Annotated in this window: 22 protein-coding genes; 10 read left to right on the top strand and 12 right to left on the bottom strand. The window is 55.7% G+C overall.

Annotated features, from left to right (window positions below):
* The first annotated feature begins 154 nt into the window (after nucleotides 1-154).
* Nucleotides 155-721, top strand: coding sequence for an ATP-dependent protease subunit HslV (hslV, locus tag ACIQ0G_RS04245; RefSeq protein WP_397576834.1), 567 nt, complete (start codon nucleotides 155-157; stop codon nucleotides 719-721).
* 47 nt (nucleotides 722-768) lie between these two features.
* A complete protein-coding gene (gene hslU / locus ACIQ0G_RS04240; protein WP_397576833.1) occupies nucleotides 769-2,070 on the top strand; it encodes an ATP-dependent protease ATPase subunit HslU in 1,302 nt (433 codons plus the stop codon).
* A gap of 39 nt (nucleotides 2,071-2,109) precedes the next feature.
* Here hslU and ACIQ0G_RS04235 read toward each other — a convergent pair whose 3' ends face one another.
* Nucleotides 2,110-4,986, bottom strand: a complete 2,877-nt coding sequence (locus ACIQ0G_RS04235) for a M16 family metallopeptidase (protein ID WP_397576832.1) — start codon at nucleotides 4,984-4,986, stop codon at nucleotides 2,110-2,112.
* Nucleotides 4,987-5,046: 60 nt separating this feature from the next.
* Nucleotides 5,047-5,805, bottom strand: a complete 759-nt coding sequence (locus ACIQ0G_RS04230; RefSeq protein WP_397576831.1) for a competence/damage-inducible protein A — start codon at nucleotides 5,803-5,805, stop codon at nucleotides 5,047-5,049.
* 62 nt (nucleotides 5,806-5,867) lie between these two features.
* On the opposite strand from ACIQ0G_RS04230, the gene map reads away from it, so the two are divergent.
* On the top strand, nucleotides 5,868-6,695 hold the full coding sequence (gene map, locus ACIQ0G_RS04225; protein WP_397576836.1) for a type I methionyl aminopeptidase: 828 nt from the start codon (nucleotides 5,868-5,870) through the stop codon (nucleotides 6,693-6,695).
* Nucleotides 6,696-6,827: 132 nt separating this feature from the next.
* Here the strand turns inward: map and argC are convergent, their stop codons facing one another.
* From argC to ACIQ0G_RS04210, 3 genes are all read right to left on the bottom strand, one after another.
* On the bottom strand, nucleotides 6,828-7,766 hold the full coding sequence (argC, locus tag ACIQ0G_RS04220) for an N-acetyl-gamma-glutamyl-phosphate reductase (protein WP_397576830.1): 939 nt from the start codon (nucleotides 7,764-7,766) through the stop codon (nucleotides 6,828-6,830).
* A 174-nt stretch (nucleotides 7,767-7,940) separates the two neighbouring features.
* Nucleotides 7,941-8,828 carry an NlpC/P60 family protein gene (locus tag ACIQ0G_RS04215; RefSeq protein WP_397576829.1) on the bottom strand — a complete coding sequence of 296 codons (888 nt, stop codon included), beginning with the start codon at nucleotides 8,826-8,828 and terminating at the stop codon, nucleotides 7,941-7,943.
* A gap of 53 nt (nucleotides 8,829-8,881) precedes the next feature.
* The gene (locus ACIQ0G_RS04210; RefSeq protein ID WP_397576828.1) at nucleotides 8,882-10,270 is read right to left on the bottom strand and encodes a leucyl aminopeptidase family protein; all 1,389 of its coding nucleotides are present in this window, start codon (nucleotides 10,268-10,270) and stop codon (nucleotides 8,882-8,884) included.
* Between the two features lie 155 nt (nucleotides 10,271-10,425).
* Between ACIQ0G_RS04210 and ACIQ0G_RS04205 the strand changes: the two genes are divergently transcribed.
* On the top strand, nucleotides 10,426-10,644 hold the full coding sequence (locus ACIQ0G_RS04205; RefSeq protein WP_397576827.1) for a hypothetical protein: 219 nt from the start codon (nucleotides 10,426-10,428) through the stop codon (nucleotides 10,642-10,644).
* Nucleotides 10,645-10,663: 19 nt separating this feature from the next.
* Here the strand turns inward: ACIQ0G_RS04205 and ACIQ0G_RS04200 are convergent, their stop codons facing one another.
* Nucleotides 10,664-12,181: a flavin-containing monooxygenase gene (locus tag ACIQ0G_RS04200; RefSeq protein ID WP_397576826.1), complete on the bottom strand. Its 1,518-nt coding sequence runs from the start codon at nucleotides 12,179-12,181 to the stop codon at nucleotides 10,664-10,666.
* A 115-nt stretch (nucleotides 12,182-12,296) separates the two neighbouring features.
* Here ACIQ0G_RS04200 and ACIQ0G_RS04195 point away from each other — a divergent pair, with 115 nt between their 5' ends.
* The 4 genes from ACIQ0G_RS04195 to ACIQ0G_RS04180 all read left to right on the top strand — a co-directional run bounded on the left by ACIQ0G_RS04195 (nucleotide 12,297) and on the right by ACIQ0G_RS04180 (nucleotide 13,654).
* Nucleotides 12,297-12,608, top strand: coding sequence for an alkylphosphonate utilization protein (locus tag ACIQ0G_RS04195; RefSeq protein ID WP_397576835.1), 312 nt, complete (start codon nucleotides 12,297-12,299; stop codon nucleotides 12,606-12,608).
* Nucleotides 12,608-13,000 carry a DoxX family protein gene (locus tag ACIQ0G_RS04190; RefSeq protein WP_397576825.1) on the top strand — a complete coding sequence of 131 codons (393 nt, stop codon included), beginning with the start codon at nucleotides 12,608-12,610 and terminating at the stop codon, nucleotides 12,998-13,000. Before ACIQ0G_RS04195 ends, ACIQ0G_RS04190 begins: the two co-directional genes overlap by 1 nt.
* A 68-nt stretch (nucleotides 13,001-13,068) precedes the next feature.
* The gene (locus tag ACIQ0G_RS04185) at nucleotides 13,069-13,221 is read left to right on the top strand and encodes a hypothetical protein (protein WP_397576824.1); all 153 of its coding nucleotides are present in this window, start codon (nucleotides 13,069-13,071) and stop codon (nucleotides 13,219-13,221) included.
* Nucleotides 13,222-13,393: 172 nt separating this feature from the next.
* Entirely contained in the window at nucleotides 13,394-13,654 is a 261-nt protein-coding gene (locus ACIQ0G_RS04180; RefSeq protein ID WP_395628100.1) for a zf-TFIIB domain-containing protein, read from the top strand.
* A gap of 68 nt (nucleotides 13,655-13,722) precedes the next feature.
* On the opposite strand, the gene ACIQ0G_RS04175 is transcribed toward ACIQ0G_RS04180, so the two are convergent.
* The 5 genes from ACIQ0G_RS04175 to ACIQ0G_RS04155 all read right to left on the bottom strand — a co-directional run bounded on the left by ACIQ0G_RS04175 (nucleotide 13,723) and on the right by ACIQ0G_RS04155 (nucleotide 16,323).
* On the bottom strand, nucleotides 13,723-13,932 hold the full coding sequence (locus tag ACIQ0G_RS04175) for a cold-shock protein (protein ID WP_183939847.1): 210 nt from the start codon (nucleotides 13,930-13,932) through the stop codon (nucleotides 13,723-13,725).
* A 242-nt stretch (nucleotides 13,933-14,174) separates the two neighbouring features.
* Nucleotides 14,175-14,465 (bottom strand): hypothetical protein, encoded by a 291-nt coding sequence (locus tag ACIQ0G_RS04170; protein ID WP_397576823.1) that lies wholly within the window; start codon nucleotides 14,463-14,465, stop codon nucleotides 14,175-14,177.
* A gap of 144 nt (nucleotides 14,466-14,609) precedes the next feature.
* The gene (locus tag ACIQ0G_RS04165; RefSeq protein ID WP_397576822.1) at nucleotides 14,610-15,110 is read right to left on the bottom strand and encodes a hypothetical protein; all 501 of its coding nucleotides are present in this window, start codon (nucleotides 15,108-15,110) and stop codon (nucleotides 14,610-14,612) included.
* A gap of 88 nt (nucleotides 15,111-15,198) precedes the next feature.
* Nucleotides 15,199-15,642, bottom strand: coding sequence for a glycine zipper 2TM domain-containing protein (locus tag ACIQ0G_RS04160; RefSeq protein ID WP_397576821.1), 444 nt, complete (start codon nucleotides 15,640-15,642; stop codon nucleotides 15,199-15,201).
* A 165-nt stretch (nucleotides 15,643-15,807) separates the two neighbouring features.
* On the bottom strand, nucleotides 15,808-16,323 hold the full coding sequence (locus tag ACIQ0G_RS04155) for a GNAT family N-acetyltransferase (RefSeq protein ID WP_397576820.1): 516 nt from the start codon (nucleotides 16,321-16,323) through the stop codon (nucleotides 15,808-15,810).
* 820 nt (nucleotides 16,324-17,143) lie between these two features.
* Here ACIQ0G_RS04155 and ACIQ0G_RS04150 point away from each other — a divergent pair.
* Complete coding sequence (locus ACIQ0G_RS04150) at nucleotides 17,144-18,463, top strand: hypothetical protein (RefSeq protein WP_397576819.1); 1,320 nt, start codon at nucleotides 17,144-17,146, stop codon at nucleotides 18,461-18,463.
* 116 nt (nucleotides 18,464-18,579) lie between these two features.
* On the opposite strand, the gene ACIQ0G_RS04145 is transcribed toward ACIQ0G_RS04150, so the two are convergent.
* Complete coding sequence (locus ACIQ0G_RS04145; protein WP_397576818.1) at nucleotides 18,580-19,092, bottom strand: hypothetical protein; 513 nt, start codon at nucleotides 19,090-19,092, stop codon at nucleotides 18,580-18,582.
* A 341-nt stretch (nucleotides 19,093-19,433) separates the two neighbouring features.
* On the opposite strand from ACIQ0G_RS04145, the gene ACIQ0G_RS04140 reads away from it, so the two are divergent.
* Nucleotides 19,434-20,229, top strand: a 796-nt coding sequence (locus ACIQ0G_RS04140) for a Stealth CR1 domain-containing protein (protein ID WP_397576817.1), incomplete at its 3' end; no start/stop codon positions are given.

Below are 20,229 nucleotides of genomic sequence, written 5' to 3'. Positions count from 1 at the left end.
AAAGCGATCAAGGATCGCTTTGGATGGGAACCGCGCTATGACAATCTGGACCAAATCGTCCAGCACGCGCTCGCATGGGAACGCCGCCTGACAGATATTCAAAGCGCCTAAGCCCTCTCTTGCGCTTTGGCGTCAATCGACCCATATCCAAAAAATGGAAAATCACTCTCACGGAAATCCGTCCACTTGGTACGGCACCACCATATTGTCTGTGCGCAAAAACGGCAAAGTCGTCATCGCTGGTGATGGCCAAGTCTCCATGGGCCAAACGGTCATGAAGCCCAATGCCAAGAAGGTCCGTCAGCTGCATGACGGATCCGTCATTGGTGGCTTTGCCGGCGCGACCGCCGATGCGTTCACACTGTTTGAACGACTTGAGCGCAAGCTGGAGCAGCATCGCGGTCAATTGATGCGCGCTGCGGTGGAATTGGCCAAAGATTGGCGCACCGATAAATATCTGCGCAATTTGGAAGCCATGATGATTGTCGCGGACAAAGACGTGACATTGATCCTGACAGGCAATGGCGATGTGCTTGAGCCCAATGATGGCATCGCGGCGATTGGGTCTGGTGGTAATTACGCCTTGTCAGCGGCACGGGCGCTTGCGGATTATGAGGCAGATGCCGATAAAATGGCGCGTCATGCCATGAAAACCGCCGCTGAAATCTGCGTGTACACCAACGATCAGCTGACCGTTGAGACGTTGGACAGCGCCGCATAAACCGGCCGTCACTTGAACGGTTCCAGCAACTTCCCATTTAGGCAGTAATGAAAAACGCTCTGACACCCAAAGCCATTGTGGCTGCTCTTGACGAACATATTATTGGCCAGGCCGACGCGAAACGTGCGGTCGCGGTGGCGCTGCGCAATCGCTGGCGCCGCCAGCGTCTTGGCGCAGATTTGCGCGATGAAGTGACGCCCAAAAACATCCTGATGATTGGCCCCACGGGTTGCGGCAAGACCGAGATATCGCGTCGTCTCGCCAAGCTTGCGGATGCGCCGTTTATCAAGGTCGAAGCGACCAAGTTCACCGAAGTTGGCTATGTCGGTCGGGACGTTGAGCAGATCGCCCGTGACCTCGCTGAAGAGGCCGTCCGTCTTGAGAAAGAACGCCGCCGCGAACATGTGCGTGAGGCCGCCGAAGCCGCAGCGATGGAACGGATTCTGAAGCCATTGGCGGGCGATACCGCCAGCGAAGCCACGCGCGAAGCATTTCGTCAGCGCATTCGTGACCGCCACATGGACGATGTCGAAATCGAGATTGAAGTATCTGATAGCCCAACCACGCCGATGGAAATTCCAGGCCTGGGCGGCAATGTCGGCATGATCAACCTTGGCGAAATGATGGGCAAAGCCTTTGGCAAAGACAATCTGAAACGCCGCAAAATGAAGGTCCCCGACGCTTGGAACAAGCTGGTCGAGGAAGAATCCGAAAAGCGTCTTGACCAAGACGACGTCAACCGCGCAGCTTTGGCGGACGCGGAAGCCAATGGGATCGTCTTTCTGGACGAGATCGACAAGATTGCCGTGTCGGATGTGCGCGGCGGTTCAGTCAGCCGTGAAGGCGTCCAGCGCGACCTGCTGCCATTGATCGAAGGCACGACCGTGGCGACCAAATATGGCCCCATGAAAACCGACCATGTGCTGTTTATCGCATCAGGCGCGTTCCACATTTCAAAGCCTAGCGACATGCTGCCTGAACTGCAGGGTCGTCTGCCCATCCGTGTTGAATTGCGCGCATTGGAGCATGCCGATTTCGTTCGTATCCTCTCGGAAACCCGCGCCAATTTGCCGCAGCAATATACAGCGTTACTGGCGACTGAAGAGGTCACGCTCGAATTTAGCGACGATGCGATTGATGCCATCGCGCGCATTGCGGTGGATGTGAACTCGACGGTTGAAAATATCGGCGCACGGCGGCTGCAAACGGTTATGGAAAAGCTGCTGGAAGATATCAGCTTCGATGCCGAAGACCGCAAGGGTGACGTAATACTGATCGATGCGGACTATGTGCACAAGCAGCTATCGGGCATCGCAAAAGACACCGACCTATCCAAATATGTGCTTTGACGCTGTCCGCCTAAGCGGATTGTAAGGACAAAAGGAGCGTCAGCGCGAATTTGGGGCGTCTGCATTCGCAGACTGCGGTGCAACCACAAGCTTCCACGCCTTGTCCTTGACGAAATAGCGCTTTGCCAGTGCTTGTAATATCTCGGGCGTCACGCTGTTATAATCACTGTAAAGCGTCCCCAATGCAGCGAAGCGTTCAGGATCATATGTCGACCCCTTGAGCTGGTTGAGCCAAAATGTGTTGCCTGACGCGGCGCGCTCAATGGCTTGCTTGGTCGGCTCGACCGCACGCTGCAGTTCATCGGCGCTCACAGGATTAGCGATCAAATCCGCCGCAACCGAATCCGCGAATGCAAAAAAACGGTCCACGTCGGTTGGTTTGACCTGCGTATAGGCCATCAAATATCCACCGCTGTTGAAATTGATGGGCCAATTGGCCGCCATGTCGGGACTGTAGCTTGCGGCCTGCTCCGCACGGAATTTCTCAAACAGGCGGTCACGGAAAATTGCTGCTAATGTTTCCAGCTGCCGTCCTTCGCTGATGCCGGCAATCCCGCCGCCGGTGGGCCATGCCATCACCGCCGCCGCCTGATCACCAGCGCCGCGATGCGTCAGCTTTATGGGGGTCGCGGTCGGCGCTGGGAAACGGACATCGCGCGCGGCTGCCGCGACGGGCATAGGCACGCGCGGCGACAAAGCACCAAAGCTTTTTTCCAACGCCGCAACCGCCGCGGCCTTGTCGAAGTCCCCAAAGAGAAGAACCTCAACGGGTCCCTGCGCCATCAGTGGCTTCCAATATGCTTCGAACTTGGCTGCATCGACTTTCGCAACATCCGCCGGTGCCGCGGCTTTCCAGCGTGGGTCATTGTTGCGTAGCAGATATTCCAAATCACGTTGCAACACCGAGGTCGCCGACATTTCGAAACTCGCATAACCCGACGTCGCGAGTGCCTTTGCCCGTTCAACGGGCGCCGGGTCCCAACCGGGATGCTCGATCTTTGTGGCGATTAACGTCAATTGATCCGCAAGGTCGTCAGGCCGGGTATTTGCGCCAAATTGGAACGCATCATCATCAATGGAGAATTTGAGTTCAATCCGCCGCCCATTGACCATCTGGTCAATTTCGGTGCGCTTGAGTTTGCCAATGCCATTTTCCGGCAAAACAATCGGCCCTGCCCACAGCAAGCTGCCATTGTCAGGGGTAACGGCTTGGTAGCCGCGGCCAAAACGGACGAGCACGCGAATCTGGTCGCTTTCGGCCTTGTTCGGATACAGCAACGCCCGCACGCCGTTGGACAGTTCAAGCCGGGTCATCTCCAACCGTGATATTGTCTCCTCGCTCACCATCTTGCCGGGTGCGCCCAACTTCGGCAGCGCCGCAAAGCCAAGGGTATTTTCGGATAAACGCGCCGTCGTATTCGCCGACACGGCTGCATTTAAGGCGGCAAGCGCACGATTGTCTGCGTCCGCTATCGGCACGGGTGAAGACAGCATCAACCGTGTTGCATCGGCCGTGAACAACTTTTGGGTCGATGCCAGCAGCCGCTGCGGCGTAAACTTGTCCTTCATACCCTCAAACACCTGAACGACCGTTTTGGGCGCGGCCACCGTTTCCCGAATATCCACGGCATTGACGATATCGTCCGCTTGCTTCGCGGCGGCTTCAAACGGATAGCTGTCGAGCATTGTGCGCAACGCATTTCCGAAAAGCGTTTTTTCACGTTCGATATCCGCAACCGATGGTGGCGTGGCAATGGCGTCGGCGATAACTGCGCGCACGTCGCGCGTTGCTGCTTCCCATTTGTCGCCAACGGGGGTGACAGACACCAAAGTCGCGTCCGCGGTGCGCGAAATATCTTCCTGCGCGATTTCAGCGAACAGATAATTGCCGCCACTGCGCGCCTGCACCTCAAGCCTGCGGTTGATGATCTGAAGCGCAAGGGCGTCAATCAATAACTGCTCGTTATACGCAATAGTGTCATCCACCTTCCGCCACGGGCGCAGATACGCAATGCTGACGGTGGTGGGCAATGTTGGCTCAATCAGCACGCGCGTCGGGGTGCCCTGCGGTGTTGGGTCGCCAAAGGCAGGCTCAGGCGCGCGGGCGCCCTTCCCTCTCCAGTCGTTGAAATATTTCTGCACCAGATTGGCGAGCTGCGCAGGTTCCATATCACCAGCCATCACGACGACTGCATTTTCGGGCCGATACCAACGGTCATGAAATGCACTCAGACGTAAGGCATCAGACGCCTGCAATGTTTCAGGCGTGCCGATCGTCGACCGGTTTGCCAGCCGCTGACCCTGAAACGCGTGCTGGCGCAGGGCGTCGCTATACACCATCTGCGCGCCGCTATTTTCGCGCAGCTCCGCAAGCACGATGGCGCGTTCGGCATATAAGGCATTGGGCGAGATACGCGGATTGCGGATCATGCCCGAAATGATTTTGACCGACTCGTCTAGCTTTTCGGGCGTCGCATTGGGCAGGTCGAGCTTGTAGACCGTCTGCGTCGGGGTTGTTTGCGCATTGCTGTCGCTGCCAAAAGTGACGCCGAACCTTTGCCAAATGCGCTTTGCCTCGCCATCGGGAACAAAGGTCGATCCACGGAAAGAAAGATGCTCGATGAGATGGGCGAAGCCTTGCTCGTCGTTATTTTCATGCAGCGCGCCGGCATCGATCCGCACGCGAATGGAAACCTGCCCCGCAGGCACATCATTTTTCTTCACCGCATAGCGCAGCCCATTGGGCAAAACGCCAAAGGTCCAGCTGTCGTCAACAGGTACGTCGCTGCCTTCATACAGCCACGGAACTTTGGCCGCCTTTGCCGCGACCGTTGCAGCAGGCGCAACATTTTGTGCGTAAGCAGAGGTGGACAGCAGCAGGGCTGCCAAAGCGAGCGATTGAGTGAATTTGCGCATTACAATCCTCATAACGGAACGAAGGCTTGACTGCACATGAACGGGCTGACGAACCTGCGTTTAAATTCCACCGTCGACGGTATCATAACCTAAACCACGCAAACCAAGTTTCAGCGCCTCGATGCATTCAGCAAGCTTATCCGCGTCTGTCGTGCGGACAACGAAGTTCGCCCCGACCTTGCCTTCACGGAAAAACGGGTAGCTGCCGATCTGGCAACCTTCATGGTGCTTTTCGGTATCGCCCAGCAGTTTGGCAACTTCGCTTTCGGCCACCCAGCAGCCGATTTGTTGTGACAGCAAGGGCGCACCGCCCTCCAATGTTCCGGTCAGGGCATCCAACATTCCGGCGGTGATATGCGGCACGCCAGCCATAATGAAGATGTTGCCGTGGCGAATGCCGGGCGCGCCCGACATCTTGTTGGGAATAAGGTCAGCGCCATCGGGCACACGCGCCATGCGCAGGCGGCCAGGGTTGATACCACCGCGCGTTTCATAATAAGCATGCAGGACGGCGCTAGCCTCTGGATGAATAACAACATCGACGCCGAGCGCGGCTGCAATCGCGTCAACGGTAATGTCATCATGCGTCGGGCCAATACCGCCGGTGGTGAACAGATAGTCATTGCGTGCCCGCAAGAGGTTCACTGCCTCTATAATGGCATCCATGTCATCAGCGACCACACGCACTTCGCGCAAGCGAATGCCCTGAATATTGAGCCAAAGCGCTATCTGGCTCACGTTTTTGTCCTGTGTTCGGCCAGAGAGAATTTCGTCGCCGATGATTACAAGCGCTGCGGTATATATGCGGGAATCTGTCATAAGGACGCGATAGCATAATTCACCCCCTCGCAAAGTGCGGATTATTGCCTTATATCGCCCGCATGGAACAATATGTAAGTGTTACGCCCGAAGAGGCGATGCAGGCCCGCGACGGGGTCATCAAATTGCACGGGGCCGAAGGCTTTGAAGGCATGCGCAAGGCCGGCCGTCTTGCCGCCGAAATACTCGATGCATTGGTGCCGCATGTCGTGCCGGGTGTCAGCACCGAGGAACTCGACGATATCGTCCGCGAGATGACGATGCGCGGTGGCGCGGTACCAGCGACCTTGGGCTATCGCGGTTACACGCACAGCTGCTGCATTTCGATCAACCATGTCATTTGCCACGGCATTCCGTCCGACAAGAAATTGAAGGACGGGGACATCGTCAACATCGACGTCACACCGCAATTAAATGGCTGGCACGGCGACACCAGCCGTATGTTCCTTGTCGGCGACGTGCCGGTAAAGGCAAAACGCTTGGTCGACGTGACCTATGAATGCCTGATGCTCGGTATCGAAGCCGCCAAGCCCGGCAACCGCGTCGGCGACATTGGCCACGCGATCCAGACCCACGCCGAAAAGCACCGCTATGGCGTCGTCCGCGACTTCTGCGGCCATGGCCTTGGCCAATTATTTCACGATGCCCCCGAAATCGTCCATGTCGGCCGCCCCGGCACTGGGCCAGAGCTGCGTCCGGGCATGATCTTCACGATTGAGCCCATGATCAACATCGGCAAGGCAGCCGGCAAAGTCCTCGACGATGGCTGGACGGCCGTCACGCGCGACCGTTCGTTAAGCGCGCAATTCGAACATAGCATCGGCATCACCGAAAACGGCTGCGAAATATTTACGAGCAGCCCCAAGGGGTGGCATCAGCCGCCTTATTGAAGTCTCTACCACGTCATGCTGAACGCGTTTCAGCATCTTACTTTTTGAGCGTTGTTGAAATTAAGACCCTGAAACAAGTTCAGGGTGACGCGGTTTTAGATCCACACGCAGTGTTATATCCAATTGTCGCGCTTACAACCGCAACCCAATCGTCTCGTCCAATCCGGCCATGATGTTCAGGTTCTGCACCGCCGCCCCGCTGGCGCCTTTGCCCAGATTGTCGAGCAATGCCAGCAACCGGACTTGCGCGCCGTCGGGTGAGCCGAGCACGTAGAGATCAAGCCTGTCGGATGGTTCTTGGTCGGCGCGGATTAGCAGTTCCGCTGGCGGCGCATCTTGGTGCACTTTGACGACGGGCGATTTGGTATAATGCTGCGACAAAGCCGCACGCATTTCGTCTGGATCATCGCTGCCGGGCATGACCGAGATGGGCAGCGGTATTTCGACCACCATGCCACGGAACGCGCGTACCACGGCGGGTGAGAATATCGGGGCGAGGCCGAGCCCTGCATGTTGCTGCATTTCGGCGACATGCTTGTGGTTCAAGTCAAGGCCATAGGTGCGAAAGCCGATATCCGCGCCGTCGCCGCCTTCGAACCGTTCAATGAGGGCTTTTCCGCCGCCTGAATAGCCCGACACGGCGTTGACGCTGTAGGGCCAGTCTGCGGGGATCAATCCGGCGGCGACCAAGGGTGCGACCAGCCCCAAAAAGCCGGTGGGGTAGCAACCGGGGTTGCTGACAAGGCGCGCATTGGCAATGCGTTCGTGCTGGCCGGTGCGATATTCAGGGAAGCCGTAGGCCCAGTTCGGGTTCACACGATGCGCGGTCGATGCGTCGATGATGCGCGTATGGCCTGAGGTGGTCATTGCCACCGCCTCTTTTGCGGCATCGTCGGGCAAGCACAGGATGACAAAGTCAGCGTCGTTCAATACCTCGCGTTTCGCAGCGGGGTCTTTGCGTTTGTCATCATCGAGCGTGATGAGCGTAAATTCCGCGCGGCCAGCGAGCCGGTCCGCGATTTCAAGGCCAGTTGTGCCCGATGCGCCGTCGATGAAGATACTCTTTGTCATCTCAAATCACCCGCTCAAATAAGACCGTAGCCCTGAGCAGCGGGCGCGCAGCGACCGCGCCCGTCGAAGGGTGTGTATCGGCGGCAGCGCAAACGTTGAAGCACCCTTCGACAGACGCAATTGCTGCGCAACTGCTGCTCAGGGTTACGGTATTTCTTAGAACCGTATTGCCGGTCACAACGCCACCCGCTTACGCGCAACAATCGCTTCATCATGCGCGGCAAAGCGTGCCGCCGCATCTGCAAGCGGTTCAATGCTCACCGCCATCGCGGTGCCATTGGCGTGGATGATGTTTTCGACATCCGCCATGATACCAACATGGCCGGGGAAGAAAACCAGATCGCCGCGCTGCAACGCATCGCCGTCGGCCAGTTCTTCGCCAAATTCTGCCTGCTGCATATCGGCATCGCGTGGCGGCATATGGCCCTTCAGTCCGAACACCAATTGCACAAGGCCCGAGCAATCAATGGCGTCCCCGCTGCGTCCACCCCAGCTATAGGGCGTACCGATCAGCTGTTCGGCCAAATCTGCGGGTGATGCAGCAACGCGTCCGATTTCGGACAAATGGGCCAGTGGCACAAAACCGTTCTCGCAGGCCAGATAGTTGCCACATTCGCTTGGGCTGCCGCAAAGCAACTGCGCACCCATGGGGTAACGCGCCAGCACAGGCGCCTTTGTCGATGGAGCGGAAACCAGCAATGTCGCAGGCGCGCTGACGATATGTGTGGCGTCAAAATCATCGCCAAGCTCGGCAAAGCGGACATAGCCCAGATAATTGTCGTGCAGGCAATATCCCCACGCCCATTCGCCCGCGACATCAAGCACGGCGAACTCCTCACCATGCATTAACGCGCTAACGGGCATGGATGTGGCATGGGCCTCGGCATGAATTTCGGTCACGGGCGCAATGCCCGTGCGTAGCATCGGCACGGCGTAATGCGGCGCGAACAGTTTGCCGGCCAGACTGATGTCGGCAAGATCCCCGCGAATGGGCGTTGTGCGCTTATCGCCGACAAGGCTGTGCCCACTCAATGTATAGATGGGCCGCTTCCCCGCCCCCATGTGTCCGTCTGCCAACTACTTACGCCCCCGAAATTTTAACATGTGATAGCACACTAACGTGCCGGATATTTGTCGGCCAGATAGCCGAAGACGGCGCGCAATCCAAGGGCTTCGCCGCCCTTTGGCCGGCCAGGCTTATTGGTCGGTCGCCATGCAAAGGTGTCCAGATGCACCCAAGGCACATCGTCAGGAACGAATTTCTGCATAAAGAGCGCCGCCGTTACTGCGCCTGCAAAAGCCCCGCCGCTGTTTGTCATGTCCGCGATATCGCTATCCAAAAGCTCCATATACGGTGCCCATAATGGCATCCGCCACAGCGGGTCAGCCTGCGCCTTTGACGCTGCGATTAAGGCGTCGGCTGTTTCATCATCATTGCTGAACATTGCCGGCAAATCAGGCCCCAAGGCAACGCGCGCCGCGCCCGTCAGCGTCGCGAAATCGACGATAAGTTCGGGCGCATCCTCGACCGCTTTGGTCAACGCGTCGGCAAGCACAAGGCGCCCTTCCGCGTCAGTATTGTCGATTTCAACCGTAATGCCCTTGCGGCTTTTAACGATATCGCCCGGCCGCATAGCATTGCCCGATATGCTGTTTTCAGCAGCAGCGACGAGCATATGCAAGCGGACTGGCAAATGCGCAGCCATGATAAGCTCCGCCAGCGCAAGCGCATGGGCAGCGCCGCCCATATCCTTCTTCATAAGCCGCATGCCGCTGGCAGGTTTAATATCAAGCCCACCGCTGTCGAACGTTATGCCTTTGCCTACAATCGCGATGCGTGGGTGGCGCGGGTCACCCCATTCCAGCTCAATCAGCCGCGGGGCATGTTCGCGCGCAGCGGCTTTGCCGACAGCGTGGATGAGCGGGAAGCCCGCTTCCAACGCTTCGCCTACCGTCACTGTCACTTCTGCCTTATGCGCTTTGGCGATACGCTTTGCCTCGGTCTCAAGCGCATCGGGACCAAGGTCACCCGCCGGACGGTTGACCAGATCGCGTACCAGCGCCGTGGCGCGCGCCTGAAGCACGATATTATGGATTTTACCGGGTTCACGCACGAGCAGCACGCGTGCGCCGGTTATTTTCGGTTCGCTGAGATATTCATGATATCGATACTGACCAAGCACCCATCCAAGCATCGCTTCACCCGCGTCGGCATCCAACAAGCGATAGCTTCCCTCGGGCAAAATGTCCGATAGCTTGGCCAGGTTCCAAAGCCCAAGTGCGGCGGCATCCGCCACACCGGCGACGACAGACCATTCCCCGGGTTTGTCGCCGGGAAGTATCGCGCTGTCGTTTACGCTACCTTCAAACTTCTGTGCTTTTACAGCCGTGCGGACAGGGTCGGGTTGGCCAGCAAGCCATGACGCAAAGCCATTTTTATCGACTATGTGGATAGGTGTGGCCGGTTGGCCGTTGTCAGGTTGGATCAGATCGTCATAACGCATAACCGATGCGATAGCGGCAATGGACCGCGAACGGGAGATAATTCAGAAATGTCACGTATTTTTCTTTTGTTCGTTATGTCGATCGCAGCATTCAGCTTATCGGCTTGCAACCGCTCAACCGACGCACGTCCGCCGCTGCCTTAGGAAATAGGCGCGTGCAGTTTGCCGAAATGTCGGGGGTTTTGAAAAATGCGCCCAGACTGGCTGCTGTTATTCAACAGCGTCAAGGGTCCGGCGCCTATCTGACGTTCGATGCACTGGCCGGGCTCGCGTTACTTATTTGGGTGGTTCCCAACCGCACACATATCATCGCGCCAGAGGCCACCATCGAAACCCGCCGCGTTGCCGCGACGGTTCGCAATACGGAGCCCTAACTAGGCCCCATCCGGGCAATTATTCCGCGGCTATGAGTGTTTCCGCATTCTCGTTATGCGATGCTGCGAAATGCGGTGCCGAAAAGACCATCACACCATCGTCCACAGGATCTTGGGTCAGAATTTTCTTTTCAGCCGTGTAATTTTGCAGCACCCGCCATGGATGGCGGTCCCCGTTCTTGGGCAGCGTGTCAAAACTACGTGCGAAATAGCCTGAGCTAAAGTCCGTTACAAAGGGCAGCTTGGGCATATCCGGATCATCAAGGTGCGGGGTTGCCACAAGCGCGTTTTTGTCATCCATTTTCCACAACAAGCGGCAGACATAATCGGCAACGATATCGGTCTTCAGTGTCCATGATGCGTTGATATAACCAAATACGCTGGCGAAGTTCGGAATGTCGTTGAACATCACGCCCTTATAATTGAAATGCTCGCCAAAATTGACCGCTTCGCCGTCCACGCTGATCGCCGTCTTGCCCATTGTGACAAGGTTCAGACCGGTCGCAGTAATCACGATGTCGGATTCAATATGCTTACCGGACTTCAGCTGAATACCCGTTTTGGTGAAATGGTCGATATGGTCCGTCACGACCTCGGCCTTGCCCTCGCTAATGGCGGTGAACATGTCGCTGTCTGGAATCAGACACAGGCGCTGTTCCCATGGGCCATATTTGGGTACGAAATGGGTATCAACATCCACTGAAGCTGGCAGCGCGTCGCGCGCCTTGCTGACCAACTTTGCGCCCATCTTCAAAGGATTACGGCGGGCATACCAATAAATGAACCGCTGCATGTTAATATTGCGCCAGCGCGTCAGCGCATAAGCGATCTTTTCCGGCAAGATTTTGCGGACAAATTTGGAGAATGGGTCGATTGCAGGACGCGAGACCATATAGGTCGGTGAACGCTGAAGCATTGTCACCTGCGCACCCTGCTGCGCCATTACCGGCACAATCGTCACCGCGGTGGCGCCCGAACCGATAACCGTTACCTTCTTACCGCTATAGTCCAGCCCCTCGGGCCAATGCTGCGGGTGAACAATCTGGCCGCCAAAGTCGGCTTCGCCGTCAAAATCGGGCTTATAGCCCTGATCATAGTCATAATAACCTGCACACATGAACAGGAAGCGCACGGCAAAGTGCCGTTCCTCGCCGCCATCGACAGCCTTCGCTGTGACATGCCAGCGCGCATCGGGGCTGGACCAATTTGCCGAGACCACCTTGTGCCCAAAGTGGATATGCGGCGCGATGCCATATTCATCAGCCGTTTCGTGCACATATTCGTGGATGGATGGGCCGTCAGCGATTGTTTTTTCATGCAGCCATGGTTTGAAGCGGTAGCCCAAGGTGTGCATGTCCGAGTCAGACCGGATGCCCGGGTACCGGAAAAGGTCCCAAGTACCGCCCATGTCAGCGCGCTGCTCGACAATGGCATAGCTTTTATTGGGGCATTGCATGGTCAGATGCGCCGCCGCACCAATGCCCGATAAGCCAGCGCCTACAATCAATACATCTAAAACCGTTTCAGCCTGCGCCATATCACTCTCCACTCTACCGGGAAAAATCTTACTGACATCATTGCAAATTGCAACCGGCTTTCACGCGCACGTAAATGGCGCTAGGGCATGGCAATATCAGAACGGGGATTGAATGATGGCGGACGGAACCGACGACGAATATGTTTACGACGAGGCATCTGGCGAATGGATCAGCGCTGCCGAAGCCAATGCCAAATCCGAACAGGACGGCGTAGTTGAGGTCCGTGACGCGGTGGGGAATATTCTGGCGGATGGCGATCAGGTCACGTTGATCAAGGATCTGACCGTAAAGGGTGCGGGCCAGACATTGAAGCGCGGAACGCTCATCAAATCCATCCGCTTGACGGGCGACGCACAAGAGATTGACTGCCGGTTTGACGGCATCAAGGGCCTCGTGCTGCGCGCGGAGTTTGTCCGGAAACGCTGATGGTTCGGGTGGGCTTTCGGATACTGCTCGCAATTTTCTATTTGGGTGCAGGCATATTGCACCTTGTCTCGCCGCGCGGATTTCTCGCGATCACGCCGGATTGGGTGCCCTTCCCCCACTTCATAATCGCCTTCACGGGCATTGCCGAAATTGCAGGCGCAGTGGGCCTGCTTATCCCACAACTGCGGAAATGGGCGGGGATTGGCCTTGCGCTATATGCGCTGTGCGTTTGGCCGGCGAATTTCAATCACGCGCTCAATGGCATTTCGTTTGGCGGTGAGGCATTGGGCTGGTGGTATCACGGGCCAAGGCTGGCTTTTCAGCCCGCGCTCATCTGGCTGGCGCTTTGGGTGGGACAGGTAATCGACTGGCCATTTCCAAGGCCGCGGTAACAACTCGGCGTTTCGTCGGTTACACTTCAATTCGATCTTACCTATTTCGTTCGAAGAGGAGTGAGTGCATGCACAAGGATGGCGACAAAATCGATGTAACGGAACAGGAGGCCAGCGGCGGCGTCAAACACCAGGGCGTGCGATACGTGCTGGCGGTTTCGCTATTTCTGGCCATCATCGTGCTGTCCGCGATGTGGATGACCGGTGCATTGCTGAATTAACAGCCAGGGTTATTGAAATAGTGCCGACCAATGCCCAACTGCGTTTTGCGGGCCGGGCCCCTCTGGTCGTCACCTGACGGCGATGTCGGACCGCTTTAAACCATTAAAGAGGAGACCCGATATGAACCCAGCCGTTGGAATGCCATGCCCTGTTTGCAAGGTCGCGCTTGTCATGAGTGATCGCCAGGGTGTCGAAATCGACTATTGCCCACAATGCCGCGGTGTCTGGCTTGATCGTGGCGAGTTGGACAAGATTATCGAACGCAGCGTTGCTGCCGAGATGCCTGCACCGCAAGCTGCCCCGCAACCCGTTCCACCGCAAGCGCCCGCCGGATTTGCACCGCCAGGCTATGGCCACCAGCAGCCAGGCTTTGGCCATGGCTATCCGTATCAAAAGCGGAGGAAGTCATTTCTGGAAGAGCTGTTCGATTAATCCGCCAATCGCAGCGCACAAAAAAAGGGCCGCCTTTCGGCAGCCCTTTTTTTAAACCTAAAAGCTGATTAATCAGCAGCTGAAAGATTTACAGCCGAAGCTTTACCGTTGCGGCCAATTTCGACTTCGAAATTTACGCGCTGCTCTTTGTCGAGCGAGTGCATGCCAGCAGCTTGAACAGCCGAGATGTGTACGAAGCTGTCATCGCCACCACCATCGGGTGCAATAAAGCCATAGCCTTTATCGGCATTGAAGAATTTTACGGTGCCAGTAGGCATAATATGTTCCTTTCACGAAACAGGTGACCACCGGGCAACAGCGCCAAGTGGGTAGCCAAGTCGTGTTGGGAAAAACGTTGCACGCTCCGCTTATTTCATCAGATACGCGCCTCAAATTCCGTCGCGGTCGACGATAGCGTGTTTGGCTTATACGCCTAATTTACGCTATTAGCAAACAACAAGGTCGAATCCCGCTTTTCCCCTGTTTTTCCGCCATTTTCGCCGGTGTTCAGCCGCCTGCTTTAGCCCAAAAGCCGCTTGCGGTTCGCGGTCACATGCTTGGCGTAATGGTCGATACTGCCGCTGACCATGCTTTCGGGGGTCAGCCCGTGCTTGCCGGTCATCAGGTCCGCGCCAAGGGCCATGTTCGCCGCGACCTTTTCGCTCACCATCCGCTCCGCCTCACGCACCGCATTTGGCCCGCCGAGCGCCAGACTGCCCAGGCGCGCCGCAATCACCATGTTGGATTCCGCCGCGAGCGCGAAGGCATCCATGGAAATGTCAAACCAGCTGGGATTTTTGGGCTTCGTCATGATGGTTCAACTATTGTGGGCGATGAACGCGCAGCATAACGCCGCCTGCGCGTTATGCCAGCCATTCCTACGCCGCCTTCGCAAGCAAGCAAGCAAGGGTTCCGCCCCGGCAAAAGCGACAAAAGCCACCACGCCCCGCATTTTTCATGTCTCCCTTGTCGCTTTAGGTGCCTGTGCCTGCGCCGAAAGCGCCGCGGACAGCCGCTTCTTGGACAATAACGCCGCGTTCAAAACCTTGCGGTCGGGCGCGTTCATAACCTCAACCATGCCGCCGCGCATCACGCGCACCGTGGTGACGCCGTTAATCGCCTGATCCAGCGCGGTGTGAAATTGCAGGTCCGCGCCACAGGCAATCGCAATGTCCCACGCCTCGGCAAAGCCAGCCGCCCCTGCCCGTTCGCGCAAGCGATAGGCCGAAGCCCGCCCCATGCCCACCGCCCGCGCCGCCGGGCCAACCGCCCCCATGACCGACAAAGCGGTGATGAAACGCCGCTGCCGCTCCGCGCTCCACCCATCGGCACGGCGGCGCTGCATCGGCACGGGGGTGAAGGCCAACAGATCGTCAAAATCCGCATCGGAGCCAGCATCAGAACCAGCGTCAGGGTTTGGGGCGGGGTTTGGGTTGGGCGGCGATGCATCTGTCATGTCCGCAACAGAAACATAAAGCGGACCATGTAGGAAAGTTGTTTTTTTGGGCGGGCGACCAGCCGCGATCGCCCGTACCTGAAATGCGTTAGCGGCAGCGCACGTCTTTACGGTCAATGGCGCGTCCCGCGGCGCCACCGGCAATGGCACCCAATATGGTGCCCAGCGTATCCGAATTGCCCGGCGCGATAATATTGCCCAGCACACCGCCGGCAACGGCACCGACGATCAGGCCGGTCGTGCCATCGGACCGGCGGCAATAATATTGGCCATTCTGGCCACGATAGATCCGGTCATTATCGGTCAAACGGCGTTCGCGATAACGGCGGTCTTGGCGATAATAGCGGTCGGCATAATAGCCATTATATTTGGGGTCGGGCTGGTTATAATCATAATTGCCATAACGGTCGTACGACGCGCGGTCATAATAACCAAAGCCGCCATCATCATAGGCCGAGCCACCGCCATAAGAGGCGCAGCCCCCCGTCAGCGCAGTCGCGGCGATCAATGTTGTGATAAGTGCTTTATTCATATGGAGCTCCTTCGGTTGATCCGAATGGCCAAAGCACGTCAGCGTCAGCATACGGAGAGTATCAAGGGAAGGATAACGGGCCGGAGCGCGCGGTGTTCCAAAACGTAGGCATGATATTGCGTGTCCCCGGCGCGGCGCGGTCAATATTTGGGGCCAAAGCTGGGGCTAGTCGAACGCAGGAGCGTAGCGAAGCCGGCCTTGGGGTTCTGGCCCAAACAAGCTTTGGGCGCGAAAATAAGGCGCATCACTTGGAATCAATGGCTCTAGTCCCGGAATATTGCGGAAGCCGAAACGCTCATAATAAGCAGGATTGCCCACCACTGCGACACCGGCAACCCCGCGCGTTATCAACGCGCTAATCCCGGCTTGAATCAATGCCGATCCGACACCTTTGAGTTGATAATCTGGCAAGACAGATACGGGCGCCATTTGAAGCCAGCCGTAATCCAATCCATCAATTGTTGTTGGGCTAAAACCAACATGACCAATAATCTGATTGATGCCCGTGACCGCGACCAAAGAGAGGTACAAATCGCCCGCCGAGCGGAGCTTGTCTACCAACTCTGCCTCCGTGCCATCACTAAACCACATCGGCTTGAACGCTACATCAACCAGTTCACGGATGTCGGCAACATCGCGGGCTTCTTCCTGTCGAATAGATATGTTAAATGAGCCACTCATCCTAACCGTCGCTTTTTTCGTACAAAGGCGAATGCCCGCTCAATGAGGATGATATTGTGCACCGCGACCTCCATTCGTTTTGGCTGCTGTCTTTTTCAGCAGCGCGATTGGATATCTAATTGAATAGCCATTAGCTTTCTAGACGCCTTCTGCTTTCACAATCTGCTGCCGTTCGAACGCGACGGGTAACAGCATCCCGTTCCCAGCGTGCTTGCGCAGCGGATTATAGAACATTTCGATGTAATCGAACACAACCCCAAAAGCGCGGTTAATATTTGGGGGATATAGTGGGTGTCGCGGTAATTTGTGAGGGTCTGAGTATACGAACGGTTCGTATACGAGCCGCTCGTACTTGGGCCAATCTGTGATGGTTGCTACCTTCTCACCGAAGGTAGATCGATATGAGTCCGGATGACGAGAAGCTTAGAATAATATGGAACCAACAGCGAATTCCTGTCGTCATTCGGCGCGGCGGGAAAGGGCAGTTGCCGCGTGTTAGATTGCCGTTTGCTGATAATAACCGAACTTGGCTAAGGGATGGACGACAACGTTCTCCGACTTGGATTGCAAGAGACAAATATTGGGAAATCCCCATATCTTGGTTCAACGACTTTGTGCAGAGAGCGCTAAAAAAATACGGCAAGCTTTACGTCATTCAGCCATATCGGGAGCAAGAGAAGTGTGCACCTGCCTGTATGAACGCCACCGGACATGAATGCCAATGTTCATGCATGGGCGCCAATCATGGCGCCGGTAATGATGGCAGTTGGTTCGAAGTATCAGAGACGTTCGCCACACGATGGGGCGAACAGCAGCTTGCATGTCGATTGATGCAATTGCGATAAGCGTATTTTATTTCCACTTGGGGGCGCTGATGTCTTATTTCGATCTCACAACGTGGAGGGTCCAATCAGCACAAGAGCTCATTAATAATCTCGACCGAAAGTCGACGGCTAGGAAAAATCATAAGGGCAAAAAGCGAAAATCAAAGAAAAATGGCGGTCTACTGGTATTTCGAAAGCTTTTATCTCCACTAGACGTTTATAGCTACTTGAAAGCTCGGTTTGGTGAACCAAACGGTACGCAGTCAATGATGATTCACAAAATTGGCATGGTCCGAGACGACTCATCCAACTTGTTTCATTGGGACTACGCCCTCATGGCGGGAGAGCGCTTGCTGACATTTACGGGTGCTGCGCGCGAAGTGCACGTAATGGTGGAAGAGAACTTTACTGACGAGGAATGGTGTCGATTTGCCAGCTGTCTGAAGGAAGACTTTGGAAATTATGGGAAGCAGAAAGCTGCCATCGTAACATCGCTACAAAAATGGCATATTTTTCCAAATCGATTTAACTCAATCGCTGCACGGTGCGCGGAACTACAAGATGACCTAGACTCAGCGGTTAAATCGATGCGCGGAGCCTTACCCGAAAGACCAAAAATAAGGCAAAAACGTCATCTTGAAAGTTGGGGGAAACAACGATCAGAATTGACCACAAAGTTGACCTCAAGCTCTGTTCAACTTTCAGTTCTAACTCCGGTAATGTTTGAGAGTTTCATCGGGTTAATTACCGCAGTGATGTTAAAACAAGACGTTAGGAACAGCAAAAGGTTATTTGAAAATTTTAAACGATCTCATCTCGATATAAAAATATTCGAATTAGCTAATAAGTGTTCGGGTTTTCGAAAACCCATCAAAGAGACTAACGCTATATTGAAAGCATATTGGAAAGTCGTAAACGAACGGAACGACATAATTCACGGAAATGTTGATCCTATCAAAGATGCTTTGGAAATCGTGTATTTCGAGGGAAACAAGCCGATTTTTCCAACTGGAGGTGACTCGATACAATCGTATTTTGATAGCCTAATAGCGCAATACCGGCCGGAAAAAGTTTTAGCTAACTATCTGTTAGCCCATGAACTAATAATCGAAATTCTCGATCACATGACTCCTTCATCAAAGGCAAGCATAATCTCTCTGATGTCAGACACCCAGCCAGGTTGGGACGAGGATCGGCAACGAATCGGCATGTTGTTTCCCGATTATGTGGGTCACCTTGAGTTCGAGGGCTTGCGTTATGATACCGACCTACGTGCCAAAGTCGAGTTGCCTGTCAATATTGCCCCAGCCGATTAGTCATGCCCCCAATCACCAGCGCCCATGCAAAGCGCGCATCCCATTTGTCCTCGCTGCGCTCGTTCGCGTCGGGCGCCCCTCGGCCCCGTCATAGACCTTGCTCATGTGCGCCATGCTCAATTGGCGACCGCTTCTACGACCGTCAGCCTCTCTTCGGTTGTCGCTGTCACGTCCGCGTTGCGGTCGGTTATCGTAATCCGCACGGTATAATCACCGAGCTTCTCGCCATCTTCGATAATCATCGCAGGACTGACGGGAGACATTCTGAGATTGTAGCCGTCAATCGGTGGGCCGCTCCAGACATCTATGTCTTTTTGCTCGCCATAAATTTGGCCATCTGGATCGCGAAATTCCACGTTTCCTTGCAGATTGCATTTGCCGGACGCGTCGGCCTTGCATCCTGCAAAAATGATGAAGGCTGTAATGCGCTTATTGCGCTCAATCTTTGTGGTTGTTCTTAGATTGGGCGGGGTTGGCTTGTTCCATTCGGTCAGGATTTCATCCGGTTTGTCTGACCAGAGCTGTAAAATCATCAAATCCCCCGCCCTACCTTCAAATGTTAAAGGCTTGGCTGCTGGTTCAGCCGATAGCCCAGCGGACGCTAACAGTAGAGCAATTGCCAGCATCAATCATGCTCCCGATCGCCAGCGCCCACATATAGCGCGCGGCCGGGTTGTTCTCGTTTGGGGCACTTGGCTCCGCACACATGTTCATCGGTCGCATCACCCCAACCGCGTGAACCACTGCATCTGCAAAAACATTTCATTATGATCATTCTCGCCGCCATCTTCGGCACCAAAGATATAGCGGGACACGACATTGTAAACAGAAATTCACAATTCCTTGGTGCAACGGCCAACCGCACCGGCCCGTGACCGTCATCACGCCCTCACCCCCCAAAGATTTTACATTTCCCAAAACCGCTGCATAAACCTACAGCGGCAAAAACCGGGGCGTAAATTGTGGGTGAATGATAGAGGTCGATGCAGTCATTACGTGGGTCGACGGGGCGGACCCCGCGCATAAGGCACAAAGGGATTTCTATTTGGCAGAGGCCAAGGCGGAGGCGGATGCTTTCGCGCGTGCGCCGCTCCACGATAATGGCACCAACCCCCATCGCTGGGTCTGCAGTGATGAACTGAATTACTGCGTGCGCTCCATCGCCAACAATGCGCCTTGGGTGCGGCGGATATGGATCGTCACCGACAATCAAATCCCGCAGATCACGCAATTGCCACCCGAATTCGCGGCGAAAATCAGCATCGTTGACCATCGCGATATCTTTGACGGGGCGGACAATGCGTTGCCGACGTTCAATTCGCTGTCGATTGAAACGATGTTGTGGCGCATCCCCGGGCTGGCCGAACATTTCTTATATTTCAATGATGACGTCTTCCTGACCGCGCCGGTTACGCCGTCGGATTTCTTTGCCGGCGATGGCCCCGTGCTGCGCGGCAAATGGACCGACCACAGCGATCTGGCGGCCTGTGGCGCGAGCCGTGATGAGGCCAGCTTGCTCAACCATTTTAACCAGATCAACGCCGCGCAGATGATTGGCTATAGCGCCGACCATGTATTCGAAAGCGCGCATGTCGTGCACCCGATGCAGCGTTCGGTGATGGCGGATTTATGTGCGACCTACGCCGCCGAATTTGCGCACAACGCCAGCTATCGCTTTCGCGACACCGCGCAGTTCCTGCCGCAAAGCCTGCATAACCATGCCTGCCTTGCCGATGGCAGCGCCGCGATATTGGACACGCGCGATT

It is taken from the genome of Sphingorhabdus sp. (assembly GCF_044354325.1).
Lineage (GTDB): Bacteria > Pseudomonadota > Alphaproteobacteria > Sphingomonadales > Sphingomonadaceae > Sphingorhabdus_B.
This window is presented reverse-complemented; position numbering and strand designations above follow the sequence as displayed.